The organism is Streptomyces sp. WM6386 (assembly GCF_000972385.1).
Lineage (GTDB): Bacteria > Actinomycetota > Actinomycetes > Streptomycetales > Streptomycetaceae > Streptomyces.
In genome coordinates this window covers 24,410-35,726 of the sequence record NZ_JXTE01000033.1, presented here as the reverse complement: position 1 = coordinate 35,726, position 11,317 = coordinate 24,410, and the positions used below count along the sequence as shown (strand labels likewise).

General features: G+C 68.9%; 8 protein-coding genes. 1 reads left to right on the top strand and 7 read right to left on the bottom strand.

Features of this window, described 5'->3' with window-relative positions; genetic code table 11:
- Positions 1-283: 283 nt before the first annotated feature.
- Positions 284-2,278 (top strand): DUF11 domain-containing protein, encoded by a 1,995-nt coding sequence (locus tag TN53_RS21160; RefSeq protein WP_046260146.1) that lies wholly within the window; start codon positions 284-286, stop codon positions 2,276-2,278.
- A gap of 54 nt (positions 2,279-2,332) precedes the next feature.
- Here TN53_RS21160 and TN53_RS21155 read toward each other — a convergent pair whose 3' ends face one another.
- From TN53_RS21155 to TN53_RS21125, 7 genes are all read right to left on the bottom strand, one after another.
- A complete protein-coding gene (locus tag TN53_RS21155) occupies positions 2,333-3,133 on the bottom strand; it encodes an ABC transporter permease (protein WP_046260145.1) in 801 nt (266 codons plus the stop codon).
- A gap of 5 nt (positions 3,134-3,138) precedes the next feature.
- Entirely contained in the window at positions 3,139-3,942 is an 804-nt protein-coding gene (locus TN53_RS21150) for an ABC-2 family transporter protein (protein WP_046260144.1), read from the bottom strand.
- Between the two features lies 1 nt (position 3,943).
- Complete coding sequence (locus tag TN53_RS21145) at positions 3,944-4,945, bottom strand: ABC transporter ATP-binding protein (RefSeq protein ID WP_046260143.1); 1,002 nt, start codon at positions 4,943-4,945, stop codon at positions 3,944-3,946.
- A 124-nt stretch (positions 4,946-5,069) separates the two neighbouring features.
- Positions 5,070-7,967, bottom strand: coding sequence for a glycoside hydrolase family 2 TIM barrel-domain containing protein (locus TN53_RS21140; protein ID WP_046260142.1), 2,898 nt, complete (start codon positions 7,965-7,967; stop codon positions 5,070-5,072).
- Positions 7,968-7,994: 27 nt separating this feature from the next.
- Complete coding sequence (locus TN53_RS21135; RefSeq protein WP_046260141.1) at positions 7,995-8,870, bottom strand: carbohydrate ABC transporter permease; 876 nt, start codon at positions 8,868-8,870, stop codon at positions 7,995-7,997.
- On the bottom strand, positions 8,867-9,832 hold the full coding sequence (locus TN53_RS21130) for a carbohydrate ABC transporter permease (RefSeq protein ID WP_046260140.1): 966 nt from the start codon (positions 9,830-9,832) through the stop codon (positions 8,867-8,869). The genes TN53_RS21135 and TN53_RS21130 overlap by 4 nt, the downstream gene beginning before the upstream one ends.
- A 20-nt stretch (positions 9,833-9,852) precedes the next feature.
- Complete coding sequence (locus TN53_RS21125; RefSeq protein WP_046260139.1) at positions 9,853-11,109, bottom strand: ABC transporter substrate-binding protein; 1,257 nt, start codon at positions 11,107-11,109, stop codon at positions 9,853-9,855.
- Positions 11,110-11,317: the final 208 nt, after the last annotated feature.

Genomic DNA, 11,317 nt, shown 5'->3' with positions numbered 1-11,317 from the left:
ACGAGCTGCCAGAGCCCGCCCTCCTGCTCCCCGATGTCCCAGCAGTCCTGGACCAGCTCCACGTCCTCGGGGGACGGCAGCAGTCCGGCGAGCCGGGTCCAGACCCTGCCCTCGGCGGCGTACGCCGCCACCCGCTTGTCTCGGTCGCTCATCGTGGCCCGAGCGTAGCCGCCGGGCCGATTGTCGGTCCGGTCACCCCGTTGGGTGGAAGTCTGCGGCCCAGTGGGCCCAGCGTCTGGCCAGGCGCCCCACGGTGCCCTGCCGGCGTCCGGAAGCTGGGCGCATGCCCACCCTTGTCTCCCTACGGGGATCTCTGCGAACGGCGGTCCTGCGGGGCGCCGCCGCGCTCGCACTCGTCGTCGCCCTGCCGGGCAGTGCGCTGGCCGCGCCCGGTGATCTGGACACCACGTTCGGCACCGGCGGCAGGGTCAATGTCTACGGCGGCTACTGGGACGAGGGGCAGGATCTCGCCCTCCAGGCCGACGGCAAGATCGTCACCGTCGGTTCCAACCGGCAGGCCGAGTACCTGAGTTCCGAGTTCTCGGTGATGCGGCACAACGCCGACGGCAGCTTCGACACGTCCTTCGGCGACAACGGCGAGACGGTCACCGACTTCGCCGGCGGTGAGGACCGGGCGCACGCCGTGGCGCTCCAGCCGGACGGCAAGATCGTCGTGGCGGGGGAGTCCGGCGCGACGGAGGGCGGCTGCTGCCTGTTCACGGTGGCCCGCTACAACGCCGACGGCAGCCTGGACACCGGCTTCGGGACCGGCGGACGGGTCGTCTCCGACGTCGGGAGCGTCGCCCGGGGGGTCGCCGTACAGCCCGACGGCAAGATCGTCGCCGCCGGCCAGGGCATCGCAGGCCCCGGAGACCTGCGGTTCATGGTGGCCCGCTACAACGCCGACGGCAGTCCGGACACCGGCTTCGGCACCGGCGGGTACACGCTCACCCCCTTCGAGGGCGGCGGTTCCGCCCACGATCTCGCGCTCCAGCCGGACGGCAGGATCGTCCTTGCCGGTGAGACGGGCGGCCCCTCGGGCCCCAACGACTTCGCGCTCGCCCGCTACACCGCCGCGGGCGGCCTGGACACCGGCTTCGGCACCGGCGGCACGGTCAGGACCGTCCTGAGCTCCGCGCCCGGCTTCCTCGGCGACGACTCGGCACGTGGCGTGGCCGTGCAGTCCGACGGCAAGATCGTCGCGGCCGGGTACAGCGCCTACGACTTCGCGCTCGTCCGGTACACCGGCAGTGGCGCCCTCGACCCCGCCTTCGCCACCGACGGCGTCGTCACCACCGACTTCGGCGGCAACGCGGACGGCGCGTTCGACCTCGCACTGCAGACCGACGGCAGGATCGTCGCCGTGGGACAGGCGAACACCGACTTCGCGGTGGCCCGCTACACCACCGCGGGCAGCCTGGACACCGGATTCGGCACCGGCGGCAAGAAGACGACCGACATGGGCTTCGGCTACTTCGACGAGGCACACGCCGTCGCCGTCCAACCCGACGGCAGGATCGTCGTGTTCGGCAACAACGGTGACGACCGCGCTCTCGCCCGCTACCTCGGCGGAAACGCGACCGGAGTCGACCTCTCGGTCACCAAGACCGGCACCGCCACGGTCAGCATCGGCGACCGGGCCACCTACACCGTGACGGTCACCAACAACAGCACCGCGACGAGCGCCACCGGCGTCACCCTCAGCGACACCTTCACCGGCCCGGCCGGCACGGTCATCTCGGCGACGCCCTCCCAGGGCACCTGCACCACCGCCGTCAGCTGCGCCCTGGGGACCCTCGCCCCCGGTGCCAAGGCCACCGTGAAGGTCGTCGCCGAGCCCCGCGCCACCGGCACCCTCACCGAGCGGGCCTCGGCCACCGCCACCCAGACCGACCCGGCCACCGCGAACAACACCGCCACGGTGACCACCACGGTCAACAACGCCCGCGGCTGTACCCGCATCGGCACCAGCGGCAACGACACGCTCACCGGCACCTACGGCACCGATGTGATCTGCGGCCTGGGCGGCGACGACACCATCAACGCGAGCTACGGCAACGACACCGCCTACGGCGACTACGGCAACGACCGCGTGGACGGCGGCTTCAACGACGACACCCTCTACGGCGGCCCCGGAAACGACAACCTGATCGGTTCCTACGGCAACGACCGCCTCAACACCGTCGACAGCGTCTCCGGCAACGACACCGCCAACGGGGGCATGGGCACCGACACCTGCACGACGGACACCGGGGACACCCGGATCAGCTGTCCGTAACTCCTCCGGAACTCCGCCGGCCGGCCCGCCGGGGCCTCACCGTCCCGGCGGGCCTCATCCGTTCACCCCCGTGTAGTGCCGCAGGCTGTACCGCCACAGCCGCCGCGCCCCCAGATACGCCACCACCCCGAGCAGCGGCGAGGCCGCCGCCAGCCAGTACGGGACTCCGGTGTCATGGCCGTGGCCGGTCAGCACGGCGGCCGGGAAGTAGGCGACGAACGCGAGTGGCAGGCCGTACGTGAGGAAGCCGCTCACCGCCCTGGGCAGCACGTTGAGCGGGTAGCTGCCGAAGGTGCCGAGCAGCTCCTCCAGCCAGCGGCCCCAGTAGTCGGCGGTCGGGAAACGCAGGGACGCGCAGGCAACCACCGTGAACAGGGCCGCCTCCAGGAGCAGACCGCCGAGCACGGCCACGGCCAGGTACGAGATCCGGCTGGCCGTCCAGTCCAGGTCGCTGCGGCTGAGCGCGCCCGCCATCAGGCCCACGGCCACCGTCAGGTCGCCGATCGCGTTGGTCGGGAAGTAGGAGAGCTGGAGCTGGCGGTAGACCGGCATCGGGCGGACCAGGTAGGTGTCGATGATCCCCTCCTGGATGTGCCGGCCCAGACCGTGCACCCGGCCGAGGAACAGCACGAACAGGCCGTGCGCCAGCATCCGCGTTGCGGGGATGAGCAGGACGTCGGAGCTGTCCCAGCCGCCCATCCCGGTGAACCGGGTGAGCAGCACCGTCGCGAAGACGATCACCGACACCTGCCAGATCGCGCCGATCGCGATCATCATCAGGAATTCGGAGCGGTACTCCAGCTGGGCACGGAAGTTGAGGCGCGTGATGCGCCAGACGATCCGGACGGCATTCACCGGCCTCAGCCTCCCTGGGAGATGACACGGCGGGCGGCCCGCCTCCACAACAGCCGGGTGAACAGGGCCAGTACGAGGACCCAGGCGGCCTGGATCGCCAACTGCGCCCCCGCGTCCGACAGTTCGATCCGGCCGATGTAGATCGACAGCGGCACGCTCAGCGTCGCCTGGAAGGGCAGGAAGATGCTCAGCGTGATGAACCAGTCGGGGAAGAACCACAGCGGCGCGTACACACCCGAAAGCAGGTTCTGCGCGAAGATCAGGATGAGCATCGCGGCGCCGTTGCGCAGCGTCCAGAAGCACAGCTGGTCGATGACGAGCATGACGTAGTACAGGACCAGCTGGCCGAGCAGCAGGCTGAGCGCGAACACCCCCGCCACGGCCGCCGACCCCGGCGCTTCCACGACGCCGGACGCCAGGCAGACCGCGTAGCCTCCGAGCGCCCAGGCGAGGCCGTAGAGCCGCTCGCCCAGGGCGCGCAGGGCGTAGTACCGCTGGGGTTTGAGGGGGCGTAGGTACCAGTACACGATCGTGCCGAAGTGCATGTGCTGCAGGACGGTGTCACGGCCCGCGTACTGGTCCAACTCCCGCAGTCGGGAGGCCAGTACGGCGAGCACGGCGTACGTCACCGCCTGGTCACGGTCGAGTCCGGCCGTCGTGCCGGTGTTCGCGTACAGGCCGTGCCACAGGGAGGCCACCAGCACCAGCTGAACGGTCAGCCGGAGCAGCGCGGCCGTCATGCGGGGCGGGGCGAGCAGTTCGCCGAGCGGGGTGACGCGGGCGGCGCGCCAGGCGTGGATCGCCGCCATGTCAGACCTCTTCCGCTTCCGCATGGACGTAGGCGGCCCGCATGACGTCCTCGAGGTCCGCCTCGTCGAGCGCGATGTCCGTCACCTCGTACGCCTCGATGACGGCCTTCAGCGCCTGGTGCACGGTCGGTGCGTCGGCGCCTTCGGGGCCGAACACCAGCTGCGCACCGGTGCGTTGGTGCAGGGCGATGCCCGGCAGCGGGACCAGGTCGGTGTGCGGGTCGGCGAGGGTCGTGCGGATCTGCCAGGTCGAGCCGAACTTGCGGCGGATCTCGTCGAGGGTGCCGTCGAGGACCAGCCGTCCGTGGTTGACCAGGACGACTCGCTCGGCGAGCCGCTCGACCTCCGTCATGTCGTGGGTGGTGAGCAGGACGGTACGGCCGCGCTCCTCGACCTGGTGCCGCAGGAACTCCCGCACCTGCTCCTTCACCACCACGTCCATGCCGATGGTGGGCTCGTCGAGGAAGACCACCGGCGGGTCGTGGAGCAGGGCGGCGGCCAGGTCGCTGCGCACCCGCTGGCCGAGGGAGAGGTGACGCACCCGGGTGTCCCAGAAGGACGACAGGTCCAGGAGGCCGTCGAACTCCTTGAGCCGGGCGGTGTGTTCGGCCTTCGGCACGTCGTAGATGTCCCGCAGGATCGCGAACGACTCGCGCACCGGCAGGTCCCACCACAGCTGGGTGCGCTGCCCGAACACGGCGCCGATGTTGCGGGCGTTGCGTTCGCGATCCTGGTAAGGCACTACGCCGGCGACCTTGGCGTGCCCTGCGGTGGGGGTGAGGATGCCGGTGAGCATCTTGATGGTGGTGGACTTGCCGGCCCCGTTCGGACCCAGCAGGGCGAGAAGTTCGCCCGGGGACACGTCGAAGGTGATGTCGGCGACGGCGTGCTTGGCTACCCGCTCCGGGTTGACCAGGGAACGGATCGCGCCGGTGAAACCCGGTCGGCGGACGGTGGTATGGAAGGTGCGGGACAGTCCGCGGACCTCGATGCTGGCATCCAAGTGGCATCAACTCCCGTGTGGGAACAGCAAATCGCGGCCGGTCGGCATGGCTGCCGACCGACCGCGGACGACGTTCCGACCCTGTCGGAATGTCGATCAATTGGTCAATCGATTAACGGGTTTCTTACCTTCCGGTCGAGAACACGAACGAGAACTGCGCCGACTCCGCCTTCAGGTGGTACTGCGGCAGCGGGCCCGGCCCGCAGGACTGCGAGCCGATGCCGTGCTGGCCGTGGTCGAGGTTGACCCAGACCGTCTCGCCGGGGGTGAGGTCGGTGCGGTGGGTGGCCGCGTCCAGTTGCTCGGTCGTCCAGCGGCGGGCGGTGAACCAGAACTCCGGGTCGCCCTCGATCCGCAAGCCCCCGATCTCCGCCCAGCGGACGTCGGCACGGGCACCGTTCTCCTGCGGGCGCACGTACGGCGTCTGAAGACTGTCCACAGTCGACCGCCAACGGCCGACGATCGACGCCGTACGGGTGTCCGGATACGCCTCACCGGGGCCGCCGCCGAACCACTCCACCGCGTCGGCCTCGGCGAGCCCGAGCCGGATGCCCAGGCGGGGCAGCGGCACCGTCCAGTCGCCCTCGGGCGCCACGGACACCGTCAGCTTCAGCTTGTCGCCGTCGGAGGTCCAGCGGTACACCGTGGCCAGACCCACCTCGCGGGCGGCCGGGGACACCCGGGTCCGCACCGTCAGCGCGTCGTCGGACAGCTCCACCGCGTCCAGCCGGTGCTGCATCCGGTGCAGGCCGAGCGCCCGCCACAGCACCCCGTACCGGGTGTCCGTCTGCCACTCGGCGCCCTCGTCGTTGTCCGTCGTCGCCCGCCACACGTCCAGGCGCAGGCCCTCGACCGACACCCCGCCGACCGACCGCAGCGCACCGGTGCGGGCGTCGAAGGAGGCCGGGCCGAGCGTGATCTGCCGTTCGCCGGGCACGGGTGCGTCGGTGGCGGAGACGGACGGCACCGGGCGGGCGGCGACCGGGAACTGGCCCCACGCCACCACATGGCCCATCGGCCCCCACGACGAGTCCTGCGCCAGCAGCGCCCGCACGGTCCACTGCGTCTCCGCGCCACGGTGGTCCGCGGGCGGCTCCGGCAGCTTCACCTCCGCCGTCTCACCGGGGTTCAGCGCGGGCACCGACAGCGAGCCGGACTCCACCGTCTCGCCCTCGACCTGGTACGACCACTCGAAGGCCAGCGCCGACAGATCGGCGAAGTCGTACTTGTTGGTCACCCGCACGGTGCCGTCGGCGCCGTCGCCCTCGATACGGACCGGCTCGATGACCTTCTTGTACTCGACCAGGCCGGGGGAGGGCGTGCGGTCGGGGAAGATCAGGCCGTCGCAGACGAAGTTGCCGTCGTGCAGCTCCTCGCCGAAGTCGCCGCCGTAGGCGTAACCCAGCTCGGGGTGGGTGATGCCGTGGTCGATCCACTCCCAGATGAAGCCGCCCTGGAGCCGGTCGTATCCGTCGAACAGCGCCTGGTAGTCGGCGAGTCCGCCGGGGCCGTTGCCCATCGCGTGCCCGTACTCGCACTGGATGAAGGGCAGTTGACGGCGCTTGTGGGTGCCCCCGTCGAGCTCCTGGCCGATTCTCTCGACCTCGGCGTGGTTGGCGTACATCCGCGAATAGACGTCCGTGTCACGGCAGTTCCAGTCGCCCTCGTAGTGCACGAGGCGCGAGGAGTCCCGGCCGTGGATCCACTCGGCCATCGCGGTGAGGCCGCGTCCGGTGCCGGCCTCGTTGCCCAGCGACCAGAAGACGATCGAGGGGTGGTTCTTGTCGCGCTCGACCATGCGGGCGGCGCGGTCGAGGAGGGCCGGGGTCCAGCGGTCGTCGTCGACCGGGTTGTCCCGCCAGTCCTGCTCGGTGAAGCCGTGGGTCTCCAGGTCGCACTCGTCGATGACCCACAGGCCGTACTCGTCGCACAGGTCCAGGAAGGCCGGGTGCGGCGGGTAGTGCGAGGTGCGCACCGCGTTGAGGTTGTGCCGCTTCATCAGCAGCACGTCCTCGCGCATGGTCTCCAGGTCGAGCGCGCGGCCCTTCTCGGGGTGCCACTCGTGCCGGTTGACGCCCTTGAAGAGGATCGCCCTGCCGTTGACCTTGATGAGACCGTCTTCCAGGACGATCGTGCGGAAGCCGATGCGCAGCGGGACCCGCTCGCCCCCGGTGACCAGCTCGCCGTCGTACAACCGAGGTGTCTCGGCGTTCCACGGCTGCACGGCGACCGTCACCGGCTCGCCGGTCGCGACATCGATGTCCAGGGCGGGCACGGTCACCCGCCCGTCGACGTCGGAGTCGACGCGCAGGGTGCCCTCGCCCGTGACGTGGTCGTAGTCGGCGTGCACGAAGAAGTCCAGGACGCTGCCCGCCGGGCGGTGCAGCAGCGTGACGTCACGGAAGATGCCGGGCAGCCACCACTGGTCCTGGTCCTCCAGGTAGGAGCCGGCCGACCACTGGTGGACGCGGACCGCCAGGACGTTGCCCTTCGGCTTCAGCAGATGCCCCACCGCGAACTCGTGCGGCAGCCGCGAGCCCTTGAACTCGCCGATGTCCGTGCCGTTCAGCCAGACCCGGGCGCAGGACTCGACGCCGTCGAAGCGGACGACCGCGCCGCCGTCCGCGGGCCAGCCCTCGGGGAGGTCGAAGACGCGCAGATGGTCGCCGGTCGGGTTCTCGGTCGGGACGTGCGGCGGGTCCACCGGGAAGGGGTACAGATGGTTCGTGTAGATGGGCGAACCGTGCCCCTGGAGGACCCAGTGCCCGGGGACCTGGACCTCGGCCCAGTCCCCGGCGTCGTAACCCTCCTCGGCGAACGCGTCGTCCTCGGCGTCGATGGTCGCCGACACGCGCAGGCGCCAACTGCCGTTGAGCGACAGCGCCTTCGCGTCGGAGGTGGCGTACCAGGCGCGGGGCGGCAGGGCCCCGCTACCGGGCGACACGTCCTCGACGTAGTCGACGTCCGATGGGGGTCCCCCCGCTCGAGCCCATTCGAGAGCGGGGGAGGTGCGGAAAGACATCGGTCTCCAGGTCTTGAGAAGAAGCTGTCAGCCCTTGATGCCGGTCTGCGCGATCCCCTGCACCAGCCAGCGCTGGAGGAAGAGGAACACGAGCAACAGGGGCAGGATGGAAATGGCCGTGGCCATGAAGATCAGGTGGTAGTTGACGGTCTGGTTGGTCATGTACGAGGACAGTGCCACCTGAATGGTCCAGGAGCTCGGGTCCTGGCCGATGACCAGGGGCCACAGGAAGGAGTTCCAGCCGCTGATGAAGGTGATCGTGGCCATCGCCGCGAAGAAGTTCAGCGAGTTGGGCACGACGACCCGCCAGTACGCCCCCCAGTACGAGAGTCCGTCCACCCGCGCCGCCTCCTCCAGCTCCTTGGGGAACCCCAGGAAGTACTGCCGGAACAGGAAGCAGGTGAAACCACTGAACAGGCCCGGAATGATCAGACCGCGGTAGGTGTCGACCCAGCCCAGCGACGACACCAGCACGAAGCTCGGCACGAACGTGACGGCCGTCGGGATCATCAGGGTGACCAGAACGGCGTAGAAGACCTTGTTGGCGTGCCGGTACGGGATGCGGGCCAGGCCGTAGCCGGCGAGCGAGCAGATCAGCAGGATGCCGCTGGTGTGCAGGACGGCGACGACCCAGGAGTTCCACAGGGCCCGGCCGAAGTCGACGGTCTCGTCGTTGAACGGTTCGGTGATGTTGCCCCACTGGATGTCGGTGGGGAACCACTTCCAGTTCTCGCCCGTGATCTCCGGGTCCGTCATCAGGGCGTTGCGGACGATCAGATAGAACGGGACCAGGAAGAGCAGGGCCGCGACACCGGTGGCGATGTACAGCCCGGTGTTGCCGATGACCTTGCCCCCGCGCTTCTTGCGGGGGGTCTTCGTGACGTCAGGTGCGGTGGTGGTCACTTGGCCTCCTCACCCCTTCCAAAGCCCATGATCCGGCCCTGGAACAGCGTGATGATCAGGATGAGCAGGGTCAGGATGACCGCGCCCGCGCTGCCCTGGCCGTAGTCCTGGCTCTCACCGAGAGCCGTTTTGTACAGCTCGACGAGGGGTGGCTGCCCCCAGGTCGCCTTGCTGAGCAGGTTCCAGAACTCGTCGAAGGCCTGGTAGGCGGCGATCAGCAGCAGCAGGATCACCGCGGTCGAGGTGGCCCGCAGCTGGGGCAGGGTGATGTACCGGAAGGTCTGCCAGCCCGGCTTGGCGCCGTCGATGGCGGCGGCCTCGTAGAGCTCCGCCGGGATGTTCTGGAGCGCCGCCAGGAACAGGATCATGTAGAAGCCGGCCTGGAGCCACAGCCGCAGCGTCACGATGACCAGCCAGTACCAGGGCGGGTCCGGGTTGGCCAGCCAGGCGGTGTTCTCGACGCCGAACCAGCCGATGACGGTGTTCGCCAGACCGAAGCGGACGCCGTTGAAGATGGACATCTTCCAGATCAGCGCGGCGGCCACGTAGGAGACCGCGGTCGGGATGAAGAACACCGACCGGAAGAACGCCTTCATGAACGTCAGCCGGTGCACCAGCAGCGCCAGGCCCAGCGAGAGCCCCCACGTGGTGGGCACGATGAACGCGGCGAAGACGGTGAAGGTGACCAGGGACCCCGTGAAGTCCGGGTTGTCCAGGATCGCCTTGTAGTTGTCGAAGCCGATGAACTCGCTCGGTGAGACGGTGAAGCGTGCCTCGAAGAAGCTGAGGTAGATGCTCCAGCCCATCGGCACGAAGACGAAGATCACCAGGCCGATGAGGAAGGGGCTGGTGAAGAGCCAGAAGTTGAGGGTGCTGTTGGCCCGCAGACTCCGCCGCGGCCGCGCCTTTTCAGGCTTGGCCGGGGCGGCGTCCGTGAGGTCGAGCTTGGTGGTGGTCGACATGTCGAGGTCCGCCCGCCGGCCTATCCGAAGAGCTTCTTGAGCTCTGCGTTGACCTTCTTGTCACAGGCGTCGAGCGCGGCCTCCGGACTGCCGCCCTTGCGCACGGAGTTGGCGATCACGTCGTTCACCGAGGCGATCATCGCCTGCGTCCAGGCGATGTTGTCGAAGTGCCCGTACTCGCCGAAGAGCTTGACGCCCTCGGCCGGCAGACCCGACTTGAGCTTGGTGGCCGACTGCGCGATCGAGGTGCGCGGCGGGATGTGGAAGCCGTAGGACAGCGCCCAGTCCTCCTGGTACTCCTTCTGGTCGATCCACAGCCACTTGACGTACTCCTTGGCCGCGTCGAGGTTCTTGCTCTTGGCGTTGACGAACATCGACCAACCGCCGTTGGTGACCGAGAACTTGCCGGAGTCGCCGACCTTCGGGAACGGGAAGATGCCGACGTCGTCGCCGAGCGCCTTCTGGATCACCGGCATGGCCCACATGCCACACCACTGGATCGCGGTCAGGCCCTGGGTGAAGGCCGAGGGGTCCCACCAGTCGGCCGGGGCGTCCAGGAGCAGGTTGCCGCTGGTGAACAGCTTGCGAAGCTGGCTCAGACCGTCCGCCACGGCGTCCGTGTGGTAGGCGATCTCGTTCTTCTCGTTGAGGGTGTCCGCGCCGGCCGACCAGATGAGCGGGGACTGGACGGTGGTGATGTCGTTGCCGAGGAAGCCGCCCTTGACCTTGTCGGTCGTGAGCTTGTCGATGACCTCGATCAGCTCCTCCAGCGTCTGGGGGACCTCGACCTTGGCCTTCTCGAAGAGCGAGGGCCGGTAGTAGAAGAACTGCGGGTCGTCGATCATCCGGACGCCGTATATCTTCCCGTCGACCGTGTGCGAGGCGATGTCGGCCGGGTTGAAGTCGTCCTTGACCGGGTTGATGATGTCGCTCAGGTCCGCCACTTGACCGCTCGTCACCATCTGGAGCTGCGGGTGGAACTCGAAGACGTCGGGCGCGTTCTTGGTGAGCAGAGCCGGGAACAGCTTGTTCTCGAAGTTGGATCCGGTGATCCACTGGGTGGTGATGTCGGCTTCCTTGTAGGCCTTCGCGTACCGCTTGATGGCCTGCTCGGTGCCCGCCTCGCCGTACGCGTGGAAGTACTGCGTGAGGCCCTTGCCGGAGCTGCTGCGTCCGGTGTTGCCCCCGCACGCGGCGAGGGAGCCGGCGGCGGCCATACCCATGGCGGCCCGAAGAACGGTACGGCGGTCCCAGTTGACGTTTCTCATTGCCGACATGCTGACGTCCTTGTCTCGAGTACGGCTGCGGCTCTGCGCCCAGTGCCTGAAGCGGCTCAGCGCCAGGTGGCTCAAATGGTGTCGCGGTGCGGGACGTTAACCTTCGGCTAAGGCTTCGGCAAGGGGTTGGACGAAGCCTGTTCGAAGCGTTGCGGAGCGTTCGGGATACCGGACGTCACGGGTCACGGGACGCCGCACCGGCGCCCCG

Excerpts from the sequence above, each read along its gene's own strand:
- TN53_RS21160 (WP_046260146.1), top strand. The coding sequence starts at position 284 with ATGCCCACCCTTGTCTCCCTACGGGGATCTCTGCGAACGGCGGTCCTG.
- TN53_RS21140 (WP_046260142.1), bottom strand. The coding sequence starts at position 7,967 with ATGTCTTTCCGCACCTCCCCCGCTCTCGAATGGGCTCGAGCGGGGGGA.
- TN53_RS21150 (WP_046260144.1), bottom strand. The coding sequence starts at position 3,942 with ATGGCGGCGATCCACGCCTGGCGCGCCGCCCGCGTCACCCCGCTCGGC.
- TN53_RS21130 (WP_046260140.1), bottom strand. The coding sequence starts at position 9,832 with ATGTCGACCACCACCAAGCTCGACCTCACGGACGCCGCCCCGGCCAAG.
- TN53_RS21125 (WP_046260139.1), bottom strand. The coding sequence starts at position 11,109 with ATGTCGGCAATGAGAAACGTCAACTGGGACCGCCGTACCGTTCTTCGG.